The organism is Vibrio profundi (assembly GCF_043642225.1).
Taxonomy (GTDB): Bacteria; Pseudomonadota; Gammaproteobacteria; order Enterobacterales; family Vibrionaceae; genus Vibrio; species Vibrio profundi_A.
Map to the genome: position 1 here is coordinate 12453 of NZ_JBHZSF010000012.1, position 21291 is coordinate 33743.

15 protein-coding genes are annotated in these 21291 nt (G+C 43.8%); 4 read left to right on the forward strand and 11 right to left on the reverse strand.

Annotated elements, in window-relative coordinates; genetic code table 11:
* Window positions 1–122 precede the first annotated feature (122 nt).
* From ACHUFI_RS16670 to ACHUFI_RS16720, 11 genes are all read right to left on the reverse strand, one after another.
* On the reverse strand, window positions 123–1691 hold the full coding sequence (locus ACHUFI_RS16670) for a trypsin-like serine protease (RefSeq protein ID WP_394251134.1): 1569 nt from the start codon (window positions 1689–1691) through the stop codon (window positions 123–125).
* A 237-nt stretch (window positions 1692–1928) separates the two neighbouring features.
* Window positions 1929–2402: a GNAT family N-acetyltransferase gene (locus ACHUFI_RS16675; protein ID WP_394251136.1), complete on the reverse strand. Its 474-nt coding sequence runs from the start codon at window positions 2400–2402 to the stop codon at window positions 1929–1931.
* 213 nt (window positions 2403–2615) lie between these two features.
* Complete coding sequence (locus ACHUFI_RS16680; RefSeq protein WP_394251138.1) at window positions 2616–4496, reverse strand: propionyl-CoA synthetase; 1881 nt, start codon at window positions 4494–4496, stop codon at window positions 2616–2618.
* Window positions 4497–4616: 120 nt separating this feature from the next.
* Entirely contained in the window at window positions 4617–5822 is a 1206-nt protein-coding gene (gene prpF, locus ACHUFI_RS16685) for a 2-methylaconitate cis-trans isomerase PrpF (RefSeq protein ID WP_394251140.1), read from the reverse strand.
* A gap of 13 nt (window positions 5823–5835) precedes the next feature.
* Complete coding sequence (gene acnD, locus ACHUFI_RS16690; protein ID WP_394251142.1) at window positions 5836–8457, reverse strand: Fe/S-dependent 2-methylisocitrate dehydratase AcnD; 2622 nt, start codon at window positions 8455–8457, stop codon at window positions 5836–5838.
* A 107-nt stretch (window positions 8458–8564) separates the two neighbouring features.
* Window positions 8565–9695 (reverse strand): bifunctional 2-methylcitrate synthase/citrate synthase, encoded by a 1131-nt coding sequence (gene prpC, locus ACHUFI_RS16695; RefSeq protein ID WP_394251144.1) that lies wholly within the window; start codon window positions 9693–9695, stop codon window positions 8565–8567.
* A gap of 126 nt (window positions 9696–9821) precedes the next feature.
* On the reverse strand, window positions 9822–10715 hold the full coding sequence (gene prpB, locus ACHUFI_RS16700; RefSeq protein WP_394251145.1) for a methylisocitrate lyase: 894 nt from the start codon (window positions 10713–10715) through the stop codon (window positions 9822–9824).
* Between the two features lie 83 nt (window positions 10716–10798).
* A complete protein-coding gene (locus tag ACHUFI_RS16705; protein ID WP_394251146.1) occupies window positions 10799–11506 on the reverse strand; it encodes a GntR family transcriptional regulator in 708 nt (235 codons plus the stop codon).
* Between the two features lie 157 nt (window positions 11507–11663).
* Window positions 11664–12479 carry an AraC family transcriptional regulator gene (locus ACHUFI_RS16710; RefSeq protein WP_394251147.1) on the reverse strand — a complete coding sequence of 272 codons (816 nt, stop codon included), beginning with the start codon at window positions 12477–12479 and terminating at the stop codon, window positions 11664–11666.
* Window positions 12480–12489: 10 nt separating this feature from the next.
* Window positions 12490–13086, reverse strand: a complete 597-nt coding sequence (locus ACHUFI_RS16715) for a LysE family translocator (protein WP_394251149.1) — start codon at window positions 13084–13086, stop codon at window positions 12490–12492.
* A gap of 131 nt (window positions 13087–13217) precedes the next feature.
* Window positions 13218–16391, reverse strand: a complete 3174-nt coding sequence (locus tag ACHUFI_RS16720) for an HD domain-containing phosphohydrolase (RefSeq protein ID WP_394251386.1) — start codon at window positions 16389–16391, stop codon at window positions 13218–13220.
* Window positions 16392–16768: 377 nt separating this feature from the next.
* Here ACHUFI_RS16720 and ACHUFI_RS16725 point away from each other — a divergent pair, with 377 nt between their 5' ends.
* The 4 genes from ACHUFI_RS16725 to ACHUFI_RS16740 all read left to right on the forward strand — a co-directional run bounded on the left by ACHUFI_RS16725 (window position 16769) and on the right by ACHUFI_RS16740 (window position 21277).
* The gene (locus ACHUFI_RS16725) at window positions 16769–18751 is read left to right on the forward strand and encodes a type VI secretion system Vgr family protein (protein ID WP_394251151.1); all 1983 of its coding nucleotides are present in this window, start codon (window positions 16769–16771) and stop codon (window positions 18749–18751) included.
* A gap of 29 nt (window positions 18752–18780) precedes the next feature.
* On the forward strand, window positions 18781–19350 hold the full coding sequence (locus ACHUFI_RS16730) for a DUF6931 family protein (RefSeq protein ID WP_394251153.1): 570 nt from the start codon (window positions 18781–18783) through the stop codon (window positions 19348–19350).
* Window positions 19350–19649: a PAAR domain-containing protein gene (locus ACHUFI_RS16735; protein ID WP_394251154.1), complete on the forward strand. Its 300-nt coding sequence runs from the start codon at window positions 19350–19352 to the stop codon at window positions 19647–19649. Before ACHUFI_RS16730 ends, ACHUFI_RS16735 begins: the two co-directional genes overlap by 1 nt.
* A 221-nt stretch (window positions 19650–19870) precedes the next feature.
* Window positions 19871–21277, forward strand: a complete 1407-nt coding sequence (locus ACHUFI_RS16740) for a type VI secretion system protein TssA (RefSeq protein WP_394251156.1) — start codon at window positions 19871–19873, stop codon at window positions 21275–21277.
* The last annotated feature ends 14 nt before the right edge of the window (window positions 21278–21291 follow it).

Consider the following 21291-nt stretch of genomic DNA (forward strand, 5'->3'; position numbering starts at 1 on the left):
TTCTATACAAATAAAGTTAACTTTCTGATTCTAATCTATTTCGATTCAATATACTTCTAAATTAAAAAAGCCTCTCCAGAGAGAGGCTTTCGTTATTCATTTCGTGCTCATAGTAGAACCGGTTAGAGCTGTTCCCACGTTGTCGACCAAGCACTTCCTACGCCTGGTTCGTACGCACTAGGAGTAGCACCACACCAAAGGTTGTATGGCCACGCTTTACATTGGTAACTCACTCCATTGTTCAACACGATATCTCCTGCATCATACGATACGCCTGCTTGGTATTGGTTTCCTGTTGAAGGTGGTGTTGGCTCCACTGGAGGTGTTGGTTCTACAGGCGGTTGGGGCTCAACCGGAGGTTTGGAGTCGGAACAATCTGATGCCCCTACTACTTGCCACACACCCCAAGCACCTGAATCACTTGGGTTGTTTCCTTGTGTCCACCATTGCGCTTGCCAAACCTGGCCTGACCAAGAGACAGTATCTCCCGTGTTGTACACTTTACCCGCTTCCCAAATACTACAGCTTCCTGAAGGCGGTTGAGTCGCTGAATTAACTGCAAGTACTGCTTCAGCCAAATACGTATTGCTCGTTTTATCTATTCCAAACTGCAACGTCACCTGCGCACTACCGCTATTTAACGCAGTAAACTCAACATCCACCTGACAAGCTTGACCTTTCTGCAACGTTGTTAGGCTACACGAATCATCAAATACTGTTGGCTTTGATACCGCACTGTTATTACCCACACTAACAGGGTCAATCGTAAAAGCGCTTTGACCTTGATTGGAAACCTTGAAAGTATGTACTTTGCTCTCGCCAACATTCATTGCTGAGAGCGTTTCTTTCGCTTTATAGCTTACGGTCACGGAATCGGTTGGTGGTGTAGTCGCTCCAACGATATTATCAATGAATGGTTTCAGCGCAGCAATATCGCTGTAGACACCGTATTTACCTGGTCGAGCACAGCCAATCCCCCAGCTTACAATACCTAGTTGAGTGATTACGCCATTTCGGTTTATGACTATCGGACCGCCGCTGTCACCTTGGCACGAATCAATCCCTCCTTGAGCGACGCCCGCACAAAATGACACAGCCCCAACTGACGTATAACTACCGCCAGCTTCTCTACAGGTTGTATCAGAAATCAATGGAACATCGACCTCTTGCAGTACGGTTGGAGAACTGCCCCCTTCAGAAGTTCTTCCTAGCCCCGCAACAGTTAGGTTTTCACCAATAGATGCGAACTGAGATAACGCCCCCTCAGCAATAGACACCTGAGTAACACCGCTCGGCACCGTAGTTAATTTAAGCAAGGCAATATCATGGCTCAAGTTCTGACTATTGTACGAGGGGTGCACATAAATCTGACTTACGTTTGAACGTACGCCATCTGTACCATTATATCGGTAGCCACCAATTTTAACCGCGATTTGGCTAGGCGCGTCATTATCGACACAGTGTGCAGCTGTTAGAACGAATCCGTTACCAATATAACTCGCACCACAAAAAGAACGATTGCTGTTGCTATTCACTATCTGCGTATAGAACTTCCAGTCTTCAGCTATCGCAGGTTGACCACCCACAATACGCGGTGTGACTTCTTGAGAAGTTATTGCATCTGTTTCTGCGAAACCGTAAGTTGGAACGCCTAAAGCAGCGACTAACGGTAAAATCCTTATTGTTTTCACTTTTAAATCCTCTATTTATTATCGACACAAGAAACCTGTCACAAACAAAGGAAGCAGAAAAATAATGGAAGATGTAACTAATTGTTAATTTATATAAATTTATGCGATTAATAACCTGCACTTATTGAACAATAAGAAAGTCATTTACTTGCTTACAGGATCGAAATCACATATGAATTCGACGATTTATTAGCCGAGCCAATTGGCTGATTATACGAAAACTTTATCGTATACCTCTTAAATCATCGCCTTCCTGAGCCAATGAATATGGTGGCCAAAACCGGAGTTCTGATACAGCGAAATAGCGGCTTGGTTAAAGTCCCAAACTTCTACGAAGGTCTGTTTTACACCATACAGACGAAATGTGTCTTCAATCTGCTTTAATAACTGCTTTGCCACACCATATTGTCGATGAGAAGGAAGAACATACAGTTCATCAATACTGCCCATTAAAACCGGCTTGCTTACACTTGAAGTCAGTTCGCAGAAGTGCCCGGTTATAAAGGCTGCAATCACTGAATCACTTTCAGCAACGTACACGACGCATTCTGGATCATCCAAATAACGAGCGATGCTTTTCTCTTGTTCGATTTCTTCCGCCGTCTTGAAATGTTCAGGCTCTGATTGATGATGTTCATCATGCAATTTAAACATCAAATCGTTAAGCTGCTCTAAATCTGTATGCTTCGCGGAACGAATGGATAGGGTCATATTTAGACTTCTTAGGCTCATTAAACATGTAGATCCTTAGTGTAACCATCTTGCTTCCTATAACAAGAAACCCGCGCGTTTGTTTGCTAATTATTTTTAATTCAAGCTCTTATACTGCTCAGCTTACTTAACACGGAAAAGCGGCTCTGTATTTCCTTCAAACCACAGAGCCGCTTCCTCGTTCATGCCTTAACCAATCTTCTAGAGATTAATTCAGCTATTTTTTAACCTTTGCTCTAGTTCATTCAAGCTAGATGGGTCGTCAATGGTCGATGGCACCACATACTGCTCACCATCAGCAATCTGACGGATGGTTCGCCTCAAGATCTTCCCAGAACGAGTTTTCGGCAATCGCTCCACGACCAGAGCATGCTTAAAACATGCAACCGCACCTATTTCACTACGGACTTTACCGACCAGTTCTCCTTCTAGCTCGACATCATCGACTTTTATCCCGTCTTTTAGCACCACAAAGCCAAGCGGCAATTGACCTTTAAGCTCGTCGTGGACTCCCACGACTGCACATTCCGCAATGGCTGGATGAGCGCCTACTATCTCTTCCATTTCTCCAGTAGACAAACGGTGACCAGCAACATTGATTACATCATCGATTCGCCCCATGATGAATAAGTAACCGTCACCATCGAGATAGCCACCATCTCCCGAAACGTAATACCCGTCAAACTGGCTGAGATAACCGGACTCAAAGCGATCATGGTTACGCCATACGGTAGGCAAGCAGCCTGGCGGTAATGGCCTTTTCAATGCAACAAAGCCTTGCTTGTTCGCTTCTACTTTATCGCCAGTCTCACTTAACACCTCAACTTGATACCCGGGGATCGGCTTAGTGGCAGAACCTGATTTGACTTCCATAAGTTCAAGGCCCACAGGGTTACCAGCTATTGCCCAGCCGGTTTCTGTCTGCCACCAATGGTCGATAACGGGCTTACCGCTCGTTAATTGCACCCAATCCAATGTAGGAGGATCTAAACGTTCACCAGCCATGAATATGGTTTGCAGGCGTGAAAGGTCGTATTGCGATAAGTATTTACCTTCAGGGTCTTCCTTTTTGATCGCACGAAAAGCCGTTGGAGCAGAAAATAACACATCGACTTTATACTCTTCGCACACTCGCCAAAAAGCGCCAGGATCCGGCGTCCTCACCGGTTTTCCTTCAAACAGAACCGTGGTACAGCCATGAATCAGTGGCGCGTAGACAATATAAGAATGCCCAACCACCCAGCCGACATCAGAAGCAGCCCAGTAAACACCATCCTGTGGCATGTTATAGATAGCACTCATGGAATACTTCATCGCGACCGCATGGCCGCCATTATCACGGACAACACCTTTTGGCTTACCCGTCGTGCCAGACGTGTACAATATGTATAACGGGTCGGTTGCTACAACCGGTACACAAGCATGAGGCAGCGCTTCATTCACTGCTTTTTCCCAGTCCAAATCGCGTTCATTTGATAGCTCAGATTCAAGCTGTTGCCTTTGAAACACCACTACAGTCTCTGGTTTCCAACGGCTTTCCATAATCGCTTTGTCCACTAAAGGCTTGTAAGGAAGCACCTTATTCACTTCAATGCCGCAGGAAGCCGTCATGATAACCTTAGGCTCAGCGTCTTCTAGCCGAACCGCAAGCTCATTAGGGGCAAAGCCACCAAATACGACAGAATGAATCGCGCCAATTCTCGCACACGCAAGCATCGCCATCGCCGCTTGAGGAATCATTGGCATATAAATAACAACGCGATCCCCTTTTTTAACCCCTTGATTGGCAAGCATTCCAGCTATTTTCGCTACTTGATCACGTAGCTCGCGATAGGTGTAAGTTTGTTTAGTTTCAGTAACTGGCGAGTCATATACAATCGCTGTTTTGTTACCACGACCTTGCTCACAATGGTAGTCCAACGCTAGCCACGATGTGTTGAGTAATCCATCAGGAAACCAACGTTCTATTCCATTTTCGTCTTTTGCTAATGCCGTTTTCGGTTTCTCAAACCAATCGATCTTTTCTGATTGCGCCAACCAAAATGATTCAGGCTGCGTTTGAGCCCATTGATATTCTTCAAAATAAGCAGACATATTGTTTCTCCATGAACAATAGTGACCCTTTAATCACTAGAATTTAGGTGCACTTAGCTAAGGTATGATCCTTGAGACCTACCTTTTTAGTGCGCTTTAATGTAATTTCTAGCTAATGGGCTAATATGGGACTCGTACCCAACCTTCCATTATTATGCGAGCGCTTCGGCTCATAATGACTTTTTCAATTTGCCAATCACCACCTTCGTCAAAAGCTGTTGCGCCAACTTTCAAAGTGCCAGAGGGATGGCCAAACTCTACATATTCTCTTTCTCCACCTCCCGCAGCTTCATTTACCAAAGTCCCTGGTATACATGCCGCTGAAGCAATCGCAACTGCTGCGGTACCCATCATGGCATGATGAAGCTTGCCCATTGATAGTGCTCTGACTAAAAGATCAATCTGTTCGGACTCAATGCTTTTTCCGCTCGAAGACTCGTAGCTTTTTGGGGCAGATACGAATGCAACTTTAGGTGTGTGTTGTCTCTGTTCAGCTTCAGGAAGCGAACTGATTAGTCCCATTTTCATGGCTCCATGAGCTCGGATGCTTTCAAACATCGCGAGTGCCGCTTCATCACTATTGATGGAGTCCTGAAGCTCTGTACCGTCATAACCAATTGAATGAGCATCGACGAAGATGGTTGGGATCCCTGAATTAATCATGGTGGCACGTAGTACTCCGAGCTCAGGAATCTCTAGGTCATCAAGTAAGTTACCTGTCGGGAACATCGAGCCACTTTCATCTGCAGGTTTGACAAAATCGACCCGAATTTCAGCGGCCGGGAATGTCACACCGTCCAGTTCGAACTCACCGGTTTCCTGAACTTGGCCATTTCGTATTGGTACATGAACCACGATGGTTTTTCCGATATTAGCCTGCCAAACACGTACTTTGACCACACCACTTTCAGGTATCTTGCACGCATCGACTAGCCCGCTATGAATTGCGAAAGGCCCAACTGCCGCAGATAAATTGCCGCAATTACCACTCCAATCTACAAAAGGTTTATCTATTGATACTTGGCCAAAAAGGTAGTCTACATCATGCTCAGGACGAGTACTTTTCGACACAATAACCACTTTACTGGTACTCGAGGTTGCCCCGCCCATTCCATCCGTTTGTTTACCATAAGGATCCGGGCTGCCTATCACCCTAAGTAACAACTGATCACGAGCAAAACCTGGTTCCTGTGCCTCAACGGGTAAATCATCAAAGTTAAAAAACACTCCTTTGCTCGTTCCACCGCGCATATAAGTTGCCGCAATTTTTTGTTGAGACTGCTTTTTCAGCTCTTCCGGCATAGGTTGACTTGAATACTTAATCATTCGTCACCCCCTTTTACTGAGCCAAAAAGTCTTTAGCAAAACGTTGAAGTACCCCACCAGCTTGATAAACCGAGACTTCATCAGCAGTGTCTAATCGGCAAGTAACTGGAATATCAAGCTTTTCACCATTAGCGCGGGTAATGACAAGAACTAGGTCAGCACTAGGGGCGATGTTTCCGATCACGTCGTACAACTCTGTGCCATCAAGCTCAAGCGTTCGTCTGGTTGTGCCCAGTTTAAACTCTAGCGGTAACACGCCCATGCCGACTAAGTTAGTACGATGAATACGCTCAAAGCCTTCTGCTGCAATCGCTTCTACACCAGCAAGACGAACCCCTTTTGCCGCCCAGTCTCGTGAGGAACCTTGGCCATAATCTCCGCCAGCGATGATGATTAAGGGCTGCTTGCGCTCCATATAAGTTTCAATCGCTTCCCACATTCGAACCACTTTTCCTTCAGGTTCGACTCTCGCATATGAGCCTTGCATTGGCTTGCCACTACTAAGCGCCATCTCGTTAAATAACTTAGGATTGGCAAATGTCGCTCGTTGTGCAGTTAAGTGGTCACCTCTATGCGTGGCATAGGAGTTAAAATCTTCTTCCGGCAGCCCCATTTTGGCTAAATATTCGCCCGCAGCACTATTTGCCAATATGGCATTAGAAGGTGACAAATGATCTGTCGTGATATTGTCTCCAAGTAAAGCCAATGGCCTCATTCCACTCAGCGTTCTTGGACTAGCAAGTGCGCCTTCCCAATAAGGTGGACGTCTGATGTATGTGCTCATCTCGCGCCAATCATAAAGTGGCTCAGACACTGTTTGGGATCCGTCTTCTTTAAACATTTCAACGTAAATCTGGTTAAATTGTTCTGGCTTAACGTGTTTATTGACGACGGCATCAATCTCTTCATCACTAGGCCAAAGATCACTTAAAAATACCGCGTTCCCATGCTTATCTTTTCCGAGTGAATCAGCTTCAATGTCAAAACGAATCGTTCCTGCCAAAGCGTAAGCCACCACAAGCGGAGGGGATGCTAAAAAGGCCTGTTTCGCGTATGGGTGTATGCGGCCGTCGAAATTTCGATTGCCCGACAAAACGGCGGTAGAATACAAATCTCGGTCAATAATCTCTTGCTGAATCTCAGGTGATAATGCACCGCTCATTCCGTTACAAGTCGTGCAAGCGTAGGCCACGATCCCAAAACCAAGCGCTTCGAGATCTTCAAGTAAACCTGCATCTTCTAAGTACAGCTTTGCAACTTTAGACCCTGGTGCAAAAGAAGTTTTCACCCAAGGCTTACGCACTAACCCAAGCTCATTGGCTTTTCTTGCTAGCAACGCCGCAGCAACAACATTTCGTGGATTACTCGTATTGGTACATGAAGTTATTGCTGCGATAATGACAGCGCCATCAGGCAGTTGCTCTTTATCTTCTTGGACTTCTTGCGGCTTCACTTTCGCAATACCCTGATTCACCAATTCTGATGTCGGTAATCTGCGATGAGGGTTTGATGGACCAGCAAGAGTTCGTGTCACTGACGATAAATCAAATTCAAGCACTCTTTCATATTCTGCTCTATCTAAATCGTCCGCCCACAATCCCGTATGCTTAGCGTATTGTTCTACTAAGGCGACCTGTTCTGAATCTCGGCCTGTTAACTTCAAATAATTAATGGTTTGTTCGTCGATGTAGAACATGCCAGCAGTTGCACCGTACTCCGGCGTCATATTAGAAATCGTCGCTCGGTCTCCAATGGTTAGGTCTTTGGTCCCGTCACCAAAAAACTCTAGGTATGAAGAGACCACTCGCTCTTTTCGAAGAAACTCAGTAATCGCCAAAACGATGTCCGTCGCCGTGATGCCAGGATGTCGTTTCCCTGTTAATTTAACACCAACAATATCGGGCAAACGCATCATCGATGGGCGACCTAGCATGACCGTTTCTGCTTCTAAGCCTCCGACCCCAATCGCGATAACTCCCAGTGAATCTACGTGAGGGGTATGGCTATCTGTCCCCACACAGGTATCAGGAAAAGCAATCCCATTCTTTACTTGAACAACTGGAGACATTTTCTCGAGGTTAATTTGATGCATGATGCCATTTCCCGCGGGAATGACACTGACGTTTTCAAAGGCCGTTTTACACCACTCGATAAAGTGAAAGCGGTCTTCATTTCGCCTTTCTTCAATGGCTCTGTTTTTCTCAAATGCATCGGATTCAAAGCCGGCATGCTCAACCGCAAGGGAGTGGTCAACGATTAGCTGTGTTTCGACCACTGGATTCACTTTAGCTGGGTCACCACCTTGCTTGGCAATCGCATCGCGAAGCCCTGCTAAATCGACCAAAGCTGTCTGTCCTAAAATATCATGACAAACGACACGGGCCGGATACCAAGGGAAATCTAAGTCTCTTTTTCTATCAATAATCTGACTCAGTGAATCAACTAACTTCTCAGGTTCACAGCGTCTTACTAAATTTTCAGCCAGTATTCTCGATGTATAAGGTAGCTTTTCATAAGCGCCCGCTTTTATCTCATTCACAGCTGAACGTGCATCAAAGTATTCATGGCTTGTATTAGGCAATACTTTACGATACTGGTAATTAGAGTCGGCTGAAGTCGTGTTTGGGTTATCCATAATTCCATCCAAAGGCGTGTGGGATGAAGTGCTGTTCACATTTAAATGAATGAAAACAAACACCTCACCACGGTATCCATATTGTGACCTATCCCGGTCACACCCAATTATCGTTGCTCGATTGGCAGCCAATCTTGATGCTCGGGCCCGTCATAGTCTGCGCTAGGTCGGATGATTCGATTATTCACTCTCTGTTCGAATACATGTGCCGCCCAACCTGTTAGCCGACTCATGACAAAGATAGGTGTGAACAATTTAGTAGGGATATCCATAAAGTGATATGCCGACGCATGGAAAAAATCAGCGTTACAAAACAGCCCTTTTTCTCTTTTCATGACCGATTCAACGCGCTCTGAGACGGCGTATAAGTGTGTATCCCCTACACTTCCTGACAACTCTTTCGACCAGCGTTTGATCAACGCATTTCTTGGGTCACTTTCACGATAAATGGCGTGGCCAAATCCCATGATTTTGTCTTTGTTTTGCAACATTTTTAAGATCTTTGCTTCAGCTTCATCCGGAGTTTGCCAATTTTCGATCATTTCCATTGCCGCTTCGTTCGCACCGCCATGTAATGGCCCGCGTAGAGTACCAATTGCTCCCGTCACACATGAGTGGATATCAGACAATGTTGATGCACACACACGGGCAGCAAAGGTTGAGGCATTGAATTCATGCTCTGCGTATAAAATTAGCGAGCAATGCATAACTTGTTTATGTAGCTCTGACGGAGACTTATCAGTCAGCATTTTTAGAAAATAACCACCGATGGAATCTTCACTGTGATCTGTTGTATCAATTCGAACGCCGTCATGGCTGAAGCGATACCAGTAACAAATAATGGCAGGGAAAAGCGCTAGCATTCTCTCCGTGGCTGTGAGCTGCTCTGAAAAGTCTTGTTCTTGCTCTAGGTTTCCTAACATAGAGCACCCAGTACGCATGACGTCCATAGGGTGTGCAGATGCAGGGATAAGCTCTAAGGCTTGTTTAAGCGATTCAGGTAAGCCACGCAAGCCAACAAGCTGGGTTTTGTAGTTATCTAATTCTTGTTGGTCTGGTAAATGCCCTCTGAGTAGTAAATGGGCAACTTCTTCAAACTGTGCATTATTTGCCAGATCTGAAATATCGTACCCTCGATAAGTCAGTCCAGTCCCCGATTTCCCGACAGTGCATAATGATGTTGTTCCAGCACTTTGGCCACGTAGGCCTGCGCCGCCTAAAGTTGATGAATTAGGCATTGTGAACTCCTTTTCTGACTTCGCGTGTGTGCGCTCTTTGTCGCTTGTACTTTAAGCAAGTTTGCTATGAGTAACTCTCACTACGCTCAGTATTTTCACGTTATTGGATTATGTTGAGTGTGTAATTTAGTTTTCTTTAAATAGCTGATCGAGCTTGTCTTCGTACTCATGATAGTTAAGGTGCGCGTAAAGCTCTTTTCGAGTCTGCATACCGCCAAGCAAAGCCTCTTGATTGCCTTCTTGCAACAGGTGGCTGTATACCATTTCAGCCGCTTTATTCATCGCTCGGAACGCGCTCAGAGGATAAAGCACCATATCAACCTTCGAATTGGCTAGCTCTTGAGTATTAAACAAAGGGGTTTGCCCAAACTCAGTGATATTCGCCAAAATCGGAACATGTTTCCCCGTTGCAGATTCAAGCGCGCTCGAGAACTGAACATATTGCTCTAGCGTTGACATCGCTTCTGGGAAAATCATGTCAGCTCCGGCTTCAACACAAGCTATTGCTCGGTCTATTGCGCTATCAATACCTTCAACGGCCAACGCATCAGTTCTCGCCATCAAGACAAACTCTTCATTAATACGTGCATCCGCGGCAGCCTTTACCCGATCGACCATTTCTTGCTGACTGACGATCGCTTTATTCGGCCGGTGTCCACAACGTTTCTGCGCTACCTGATCCTCCATGTGCACTGCTGCGGCCCCGGCTTTTTCCATCGCTTTAATAGTGCGACCAATATTAAAAGCACCACCAAAACCAGTATCGATGTCCACAAGCAAAGGTAAATCGCAAGCGTTAGTAATACGCTCTACGTCCACCAGCACGTCATTCAATGTGGTTATTCCTAAGTCGGGTAACCCGTATGAGGCATTGGCGATACCTCCGCCAGAAAGGTAAATCGCTTGATGCCCTAGATTTCTGGCCATCATCGCGCAATATGGGTTAATCGTACCGACAATTTGCAGAGGTTCATTAACGGCGACTGCTTGTCGAAATTTTGCCCCCGGGCTTAAACTCATAACTGATTCTCCTTTGTTCATCAGATTATTCCTTTATTACTAATCTAGAGGATGCATGGCGCTTTGCAGCTTACCAACACCACCTATTTCAATTCGGTTGTTATTTGCTGCTCTATTAATGTTCTGCTCCCCGAAATATGACGACGCATGAGCATTTCAGCGAGCTCTTCATCGCGATTCTTGATGGCTTGCAGAATATACTTATGTTCATCCAATGCTTGTTCAGGTCGAGAGGAAGAGCGTGGAACTTGGTATCGATACATGCGCAGTAGATGATAGAGTTCGTTACAAAGAAGCGTGATCAACTGGCTGTTACGACTGGCTTTGATAATTCGATAATGAAAATCAAAATCACCATGTTGGTGGAAATATGAAGAGCCTTCGACTTCTTCGATATGATTTGAATGTGTCGACAACAACCCTTCCAGTGCAATTAGCTCTTCATCAGAAATGTGCCTTGCAGCCAGCCGAGCCGCCATCCCCTCTAACGCTTCTCTTACTGCATACAGTTCAATCAGCCTTTCAGGCGAGAAGGTAATCACTCGAGCCCCTACATGAGGAATACGTTCGATCAGACCTAGCCCTTCAACTCGCATGATGGCTTCACGTAATGGGCCTCTGCTGACTTCAAAGCGTTTAGCTAGCTCTGGTTCAGATATCTTACTGCCAGGTGCAATTTTCCCTTCAACAATCGCTTCGATGAGATATTCGGTCAGATTTTCAGACTTGGTGTTTTCTTTATCACCATTCTTACTCTTTGTTTCACTACCCGCGGGAAAGACACTATTCATATTCGTTCACTCTTAAATGAGTCAGTACTTAACTCACATTGTCTACAATTTGTTCCTATGAATATAAAATAGACGATAAGAGTGTCGACAATCAAGAGAATTGTCGACAATTTAGACTAAGGTATGATGTGGAGTGACTAAGAGGAAACCAGAGAGATTAACTAAAAAATGATTGGTAAAGCTTTGGTGTAACTGCGGTTCGCTTCTTAAAGTTGCGTTGGAAGTGAGCTTGATCAGAAAACCCAAGCGATGCAGAAGTGTCGACAATTGTCACGCCGAGTTTAAGCATGTGTTTAGCACGCTTGATTCGTTCATCTAAAAGGTAAGCGTGAGGTGACAACCCGTAGTACTGCTTAAAACTACGGATCAAATGATACTGGCTTACCCCTACTTCATCGGCCAAATCGGAGAGAGATAAATTAATGTCGACATTATCAAGTAGCTTCTCTTTTACTCGTGATAAATGTGGCTGGCTCGGTAGGTTCAATCTAGTGCTAGTCGAAGACCGGTAGAAGCTAACATCAATAAAATCGTAGAGCCTAGCTTCTGCTTCTAAAACACTATCTTCAACCATTAAGCTATTATACAAAGCAGAAAACGAGCGTTTCACTCTCTCATTCCTTTCATAGTGATTAAGAAACGCATAATAATCGAAAGCACGACTTCCTAGAATCTGTTGCTGAATGCTGCCCATCCATAGACTATCAACAAAAAGCATTTTGTAAGACCAGTCGCCGTGTTCAGGGTTACAAGAATGAACATCACTCGGATTGATAGTGACAATGTCTCCCTGACCAATTTGGTTGTTTTTACCCAAATTCGTATATGTCGCCTGCCCGCAATCGATCAGGCCAAATGAAAACTCATCATGTGAATGGGCGTCATAACAAGCATTTGAGCGATTCGCTATACGTATTTCTATTTGCGGCAACAAAGTACTTTGTTTGAACGCAACTGTATTATCCCTTGCCAAACTACTCTCCCTATAACCAAATACTGCTAATGGACACCAACAATAAACTGGCCATAACTACATTAAACCGACGTTGTTGAACCTCAGATTGTAAGTAACGACGAATTACATGCCCAATAGCGGCCCAAGAAGACACCCCAATAAAACAAGCGACTAACGAAATAAGTGTAAACGTAATCAGGTGCAGGCGCAGGGAATCCTGTCCTACAACATATAAACTAATCCCAGACATCGCAACCAACCAAGCTTTGGGGTTAATACATTGCATCAAACCTCCATAAGCCAAACTAGGTACTTTTCGCTGACTTTGCTGCTCAATCGCTTCATAGGGGGCACACGCTATTTGTTTAACCACGTAGAGCAAAAACATCGTTCCTACTATTTGCATAGTACGCTCAATGTTAGGCAACCAATTCACCAGCAGCCCTAACAAATTTCCCGACACAAACACTATCAACGCATAAGCGACACTTGCACCACTTACAAATAACAGCGTTCGAGCAAATCCAAAGTTTGCTGCTGTGCTCGTCGCGACCAAATTGACAGGCCCTGGCGAGGTAGCACCAACTAATGCAAACACGCACATCGCAACTACTAAATGTTCCATAAATCCTCCTTAACATTGGCTTACCTTAACCAAACAGAAAACTGATTTATTGAACAAAATTGCGGTCTTTAAGCACTAGAAACAAAAGCGCACTGTCAGTGCGCTTTGTGAAATAACGAATATCAGAGAATCTAAGCGGCTTGACTGTGCCCTAAGTACTTAGATATGTCGACGTAATCGATTTGTTCAGGTTTCAGATAAGTCTCGGCATAACGAACATGAGTTCCACTGGTCAAAAACAGCCTAAACAATTCAAGGTCAAGATGATCATCCATTGCCATTTTATACATGATATCAACGGCCACGCTGACAGGCTTCGCTCGCTTATAAGGTCTATCCGCTGCGGTTAATGCCTCAAATATATCTGCTATGACCAAGATTCGTTCAGGTATCGACAAATCATCGCCTGTAAGCTGTCTTGGATAGCCAGTTCCTTTCAATGTCTCATGGTGAGTTGACGCGTACCTTGGAACTCGGCTCAACTCTTTAGGGAACGGTAAATTTTCTAGCATTTTTATCGTGCTAATGGTGTGCTCGTTAATTCTAAATCTGTCTTCTGCTGTCAATGTGCCACGAGTTATAGATAGGTTATAGATCTCACCTAAATTACTCTGAAGCTCCGGTACATGAAGTTTAATACCGTATTTAGGATCGTAATCGACATCATTTAGACGCTGGACAATATGATCCGCTCTATCAGCAAGTAATTTTTCTTTTGCAGGCAATGTTTGCTCGATATCCGCAACAATCAGTTCCTCTATTGGTGATAAGCCAAGTTTATTGTCAAAATGCCTAACCCAAGTCGTTTCTGCTATTTCTTTAATTCTTTCGACTTTATCGTTGCTCATAAACTCCCCGCCAACATTGGTATTCGCGATAAATTCAAAGTCCTCAGTAAGCGCTCTGTGGTCCTTTTTCAGAGTCTGCTCAATCTCTTCTTGAGTCATGTCACCAGCAAGCTGAGATTTAAGTGCTCTAATCTCAGCGTCACGCCAAAGTACCTCAAAACGAGTGCGAATCTCGTGAATACGATTGTAGTTGGCTTCAAGTTTAGTGCCTTTATCAACAATATGTTCTGGCGTTGTTATCTTGCCACAATCGTGCAACCACGCCGCGATTCTAAACTCACGTCGCTCATCGTCATTGGCAAACTTGAAATCGCCAAACTTGCCAACGTCGCTTTTCTCGGCAGCCTCCGCTAACATCATTCCTAATTCAGGTACACGATTACAGTGACCAGCCGTGTATGGAGACTTATCATCGATTGCTTGTGCGATAAGTCGAATGAAAGCTTCGACAAACTCTTCTTGCGATTCTTCGTAGACTTTTAACTCGTTAGACATTTCCTTGATTGCTTGAGAAAGCTCCCACACTTCTTTGATTGGCGTATTAACCAAGTCAACATTGTCATAATCGCGATTCTTAATCTTTTCAGTTTCAATTCTAAGCTGCTTGATCGGGCGAACAATTGGCGCTCCAAAAATCCATGCCACAGGTAACGTCAAGCACATCAACAGAACCGTAGCACCTATAGAAGTCTGTAACCGATCGACAACGCTGCTGTAGATCTCATTTTGGTCAATAACAACTGCAAAATACTCACGGCTTTCGCGACCCGTTGAGATTGGTTTAACATAGAGATACTTATCTAACCCATTGATTTGACGTTGGACCATTTGCCCTTGAAGCTGATCATTATGAGAAAGCTCAAAAAGCTCTGTATAAGGCACCATACTTTCTTTACGCGTTAGACGGCTATTAAGCCACTTTTCTTTTAGGATGACTTTCGCTTCGAGTGGAATGTTTTCTAAAGCTAAGTTGATGATAGGAATAAGGTCAGCATATTGAGGCTGAAGCACAATATGAAATTGTGAAGGATATAGCTTTTTAAGGTCAGCCAAGGGTTCATGCAAGTACAACTCTGTGTGGAAGTACATATCCAAACCACTCGACAATACTGCTCTTGAGTCTAGCATCGCGAACGATTCGCCCTTCACAACAGATTTTAATGCCGTTTCAGTATCAGGGTACTCCACCAACTCGACGTTGGAAAAATCTTGCGTTAAGCGATCGTAGATTGACCACCCTTCAATAATTGCCACTTTCTTATTGTTCAATTCATAGTAGTTATTGATCGAATTGACCCCTTTTTGGGTGACAACCGAAAACGGAAGTTCATATAGTGGCGCGGAATATGCCCCAACTATCTCTTTCTCATTCGATTTTTGTAACGACTGTAGACCATCCAAAGAGTTGTTTTGATACTTATCTACCAACTCAGCCCAGGTGAATCCGTTTACAAATTCAAAATCGATTCCCGTCATTGACTCTACTAAATTTAGAAGGTCAATCACGTAACCCTGAGGTTTACCCGACACCGCGAAATCCATTGGAGCCCAGTCATTTTGGTTAGATATCAATAGCGATTTTACCGACTGTACCGTTTGCTGCTGCTCTTTCGTTAGTTTCAACGCTTCGACTTCTGGTAAGTCACTCGTATCAACCTGTGGCTTGTTCGAAGCAATCAAGTTGCCAGACTTACTAAACAAAAATGACTCTACCTGGCTGTCTGATTCTAGCCCTAGCGCCGTAGCTGACATCTTGTTAGCAACAGAAGAAAGAACAATATCAATACCAATGACATGACGAAGGTCTTTTCTATTTTTGCCTTCAATTTCTAATGAATACGTCTGACCTGTGATCTTTAAGTGCTGAAAGAGGTAAGGTTTAGTCTTTTCGACATTTTCTAGTGTCGCAGCAACAAACCAAGGCCGCGATGAAGGAAAGTAATTGCTGTCTGAAATGACATTGGCTCTAAGAGTAAAGTCTTCGCTATAAAATTGTGTGCTACGAATTCGATTCGCTTTATCACCATGGATTTCGATCACAACCCAGCGATCATCCTCGCTCGCGCCTATCTTGTTTCGGACTATTGGCGATGATTCCAAGTTAATGACTTGAAAAAAAGTGTCGTCACTTGAGCCAAGGTAAATACTATAAAAAAGTGGATTATCTTTGATTGCTTCCGATAAGATATTTCTCACTTCTTTACGAGTCAGTTGATCTTCTAACGACCGACTGATGGAGCTTAACAACTTTGCGGTGTTTTCCGCATCAGAGTCCAGTTTGCCAACATAATCACTTAGTTCTGCTGAAGCCATAGAAAGCTTCGAAAGGGTGTGTTCCGTAGCCATCTTCTTGCTGAAATAGTATTGAAGGGAAACCGCAACAACTGCAGTAAGTATGGTTGCAATTAAAAACATACCTCCGACAGTAAATCGAATGGATATTTTTTTACGTTTGATCATTATTCTATCCTTGAATAACCACTAGCCAAAAACGTGCTAAAGAATATTTATACCTATTATTAATATGGCATTTCTAACAATTCAACACTCTATTCTATATATACAACATTACTGCTTCTAAGTGTTTAAATATTTACCAATGTGATGGTAATTTAAGCCTCGCTTCAAAAGGTTAGCCAATTGTTCCGATCTTGGCACCAATCCCACACAGTTAAATTCATAAAATAGAAACAGTTCACGCCTTTTATATGGTATATATAATAAATTTCACCTTGTGCTATAAAGTTATATACATAGCATTAACACCAAATGAAATCGGCGCGATTAATACAAGCTAATTCTTTCCGATTCATCAAAGCGAGCTAGGCGAGTCTATGACGGATAATTTCTCTCCCGCAACAAGCACTATCGTAGCCAAAGACGCTAACAGTAATGAACATGCTGTCAGCGAGCTTACGGTCTCTGAATACTTAAGCCGTCCCTTCAAGATTGAATTAACACTCATTTCCAAGAACTTTGAAATAGATGAACAGCTAGGTCAAAAAATATCGATTAAACGCTATATTAACGACACTGATAACCTAACTTTGTCACGCGCGTTTAATGGTATAGTGACTCAAGTCCAATTGGTGGGGATGGACAGTAATCTTCAATATTCCAGTTACCGCGTCACCATAAGACCTTGGTTCTGGTTGCTAAAACACACCCATTCGTTCCGTGTGTATCAGAGCCAATCTACCAAAGATATTGTGTCAGACATTTTCACTCTAGCTGGCTTTAGTGGTGCTTTTAAAACAGGCACTCTGCCTTCATCTAAACGCGAATATTGTGTGCAATATAACGAAAGCGATTTTGATTTTGTCACTCGGTTACTTGCAGAAGAAGGGATTCATTACTTCTTCAGTCATTCTGAATCTGAACACTTAATGATGTTACAAGATGCACAAAGCCCGTTTGAAAAGTCCTCTACTAGCAAGTTAGACATGATTGAAGTTCCGTCAGGTAACTATCCCCTCCTTGAAAAATGGATGCCTAAAGGAGACTTTCATGGCGCAAGCATCGAGTTAGCCAGCTATGACTACTCGCAAAGCAAATTGGTAAGCAGTAAAGAGAAAAAATCGACCCATAGCGTTGGTAACAACACAAAGCTAGCCAAACAATTCTATCCAACCTTAGGTATTACAGGTGGCATGGAAGACTTGGCGAGTAATTTAGTTAAACGCCGGATTGAACAGTTAGAGCAACAATATCAAAGCTACCAAGCAGAGGCTTACCACGACGAATTTCAACTCGGTACATGGTTCTCTCTCGCTAGTCACCTAGATAAGTCACAACTTGGTGATTACTTGGTGACTGAATTACATACTTCTTATGACACAGACAATCGCTGTATTAGCCGTTTAGAACTCTGTAGCACTTCTGTACCTCATTACCCACAACCACTGTCTAAAGCTCGCATCCATGGCCTGCAAAGTGCTGTGGTCGCAGGCACTTCCGATGGCGAGATCAATCAAGATGAGCAAGGTCGCGTTCGTATTCAATTTCACTGGGACACCGAAGCTTCCGGCGACAAAACAAGTTGTTATGTAAGAGTCGCACAGATGATGGCGGGAAGTGGTTACGGGGCGCAGTTTATCCCTAGAACTGGGCAGGAAGTGCTAGTGAGCTTCATTGACGGAGACCCTGACCAACCAATCATTACCGGCAGCGTTTATAACAGCAAAAACGCTCCTCCATATAAAGAAGCCAACACAACAAAAACCGGGTTCAGTACTAAGTTAGACACGCTTGCGAATGAGCTTTACTTCGATGATAAGAAGGACAATGAACTTATCTATGTGCACGCAGCAAAAGATCTAACCACTGAAGTCGAGAACAACGTCACTGAGACGATTAAAGGTGAACTTCTCCAGAAGACAACCAAGCAAGTCACTATTTCAACAGAAGATAACTACTCACTGACCTCAGACAAAGCAATCAGTGAAAAAGGTAAGTCTATTTCTATCGAAGCGGATGACTCGATTGAACTCAAAGTCGGCTCCAGCAAAATCACTATGTCTTCGTCATCAATTAGTATTGAAGCTAGTAACATCGACATTAAAGCAAGCAGCGCTCTTAAGTTAGAAGGCATGAATGTGACCAGTAAAGCGACATCCGCCAATAAAATCTCTGGAGTGACAACAGCCCTTGAAGCGACAAGCTCAAACAGCATCAAGGGATTAAGCGTGGCTATCAAAGCCGATACCACCCTTTCTGCAGAAGGCTCTCTAAGTGCGGAATTCAAATCAGGCCTGAAAGGGACATTTGATGGCGGTGTACTAGGCGAATTGAAAGGCGCGATCGTTAAAGTCAACTAATTGAAGCGTTAAAGGTTAGAAAACAAATAATGTATAAAAAAATTCCTTATAAAACCGGCAGACAATTATTGGATCGCTTCTCAAGTTCTGATGAGGCTCAAGAACTGATAACTGAAGAGCTTAATGTTCAAGACTCCATCCAAGCACTGCTCGACAACAAATTGTATTTCGATCTTGTGCAACTTTTGGCGCACGGATTACCTGTCAGAGAAGCTATTTGGTGGGCGGCACATAGTTTGGAACTCAGAAAAGATGTGTGGTCGACAATGCAAAAACAATGCATCTCTACGGCTAAACACTGGGTTAAATCTCCATCTGAAGAAAATCGTAGAAAGAGCGAGCTATTTGCTAATCGATTAAATCTAAATTGCGGTCCTTCCTGGCTAGCTCAAGCCGTATTTTGGAATGGCTCTGGCAGTATCGTCGCACCAGATTTACCCAATGTGATGCCAGACCCTTTCTTGTATTCAAAAGCAGTAGCAGGCTCTGTAAATCATTCGGCCGCTTTACCTAACTGGGAAGGCACCGAAGATTACTATCAACAAACGATCAATATAGCTTTAGAGATCGCGTCTGGTAGCACCGGTAAGGAGGAGTAATGACACTAGCGGCTAGATTAACAGATATGCACGTCTGCCCAATGCAGACCCCAGCAGTTCCCCCGGTTCCTCATGTAGGAGGGCCGATTACGGGCCCAGGCGCACCAACTGTATTAATAGGCAATATGCCAGCGGCAACCATGGGGGACATGTGCGTATGTGTCGGGCCTCCTGATAGCATCATCAAGGGCAGTGCTACAGTACTCATAAACAGCAAACCAGCAGCTCGCATGGGAGATACCACTAGTCACGGGGGGAGTATTGTATTAGGAATGCCCACTGTAATGATTGGAGGCTAAAAACCTTACATTTCACAAGCTTTCAATAAAACGTGATGTCTGTCCAGTTTTTTAGATGTAGTTCAAAGTTTTAAGTAAATAATTATTTTGAATGAGACTTTTCATAAAAAAGCTCTAGAATTAATAAATGTTAACAAGTGTTTACGATACTTAAGTCATTTATATCTAATGCCAAATTGCAAACCTAAAAAAATAACAAGTACAACTAAAACAGGACGCATATGACGAATATCGATCACTTACTTGCCCCTATTTCAGAGGAAGAGCCATCTGGGTCTTATTTAAAGCTTGATCGAAGCGCATACCGCAGTTTAAGAAATGTATATAACACTGCTCAATCTTCGTTTAGGCAACTTGTAGAAACTCCAGACGCTTCTTCTGATCTCGTTTTAGTTGAAACCAACTCTCAGAACTGGACCGAGCTAAAACAAATTTCCGAAGAGACTCTTGCTTCAAAATCCAAAGACTTAGAAATCCTTGGTTGGTACCTTACCAGTCAATTGTTTACTTCAAACCCTTTCGAAAATCTTGCGGCGGCCATCCCTACTCTCAACTTATTCATTGAGAAATTCTGGAATACGCTTAACCCAATGCCTCCAGAAAACAAAATCAAAGCATCGGATGAAGCTGGTATCGCAAGAGAAGTCGCCGAGTTCAGAACTAAACCTCTATTACAATTGGTTGGTGAGTCGGTTGATTCAACGTCTATTTATGTACCGTTTCAAATGCTTAGCTTTTGTGGTGATATCACTTTTGGTGATTACCTGCTAGCTGAGCGTAAAGGTAATATGGCAGAGCTAAAAGAAAATGCTGCGAAAGACTTTGACCAATCGACGAAAGATACACTTGAACATTTGGTCTCTATTCATTCTGAATTAGAGATTGCAGAAAAGAACTTAGCATCTAAATGCCAAGCTGTTGGCGCTACCGTAATCAGCTTTAGCTACATTAAAACGAATGTTAAAGACTTGATTAACGCGATTCACTTTTTAGTCGGTGACAAATTCGCGCCTTGGCCTGTTGATGAAAACTTCCATTTAATTGATCTGTCAGCTCAATCGGCCCCGGCTTCTGTCGAACAGCCCGCCGCTCAGTCATTTGACGCTTCTAACGTACAGAGCACAGTTCCAGCATCTTCGGCGGCGACCGAACAAACCGCAACAGTAGGACAGGTTGCTACCGAAGCTCAAACTATTGTTCATGCGGTATCAAGTATCAATGGCATCGTGAATCGCGACCACGCCTTCCAAGAAATAAGGAAGATCGCCGATTACTTCAAAGAAACTGAACCTCATAGCCCTATTGCATTTTTGCTTGAACGTTCAATTCGTTGGGGTTACATGAGCTTCCCTGAACTTCTACAAGAGATGATTGGCGCAGAGTCAAATGTCATCGCTCAAATTAATCAAATGACAGGAATGGATAAACTCGATCAAACCGATCTCTCGGGTAAGTCTATTCCTACGACTTTGGCTGCTGGTGCCCAACCTGCAGTCGCACCAACTATTGAAGAGCCAGCGGCACCAACGCCAGTTCCAGATAGTTCAAATAGCACAACTGAGACACCTCAAACATCTGAACCAACTTCCACTTCATCATCAAGCAGCCTGCAAGATTTTGAGTGGTAACAAACATATAAGCG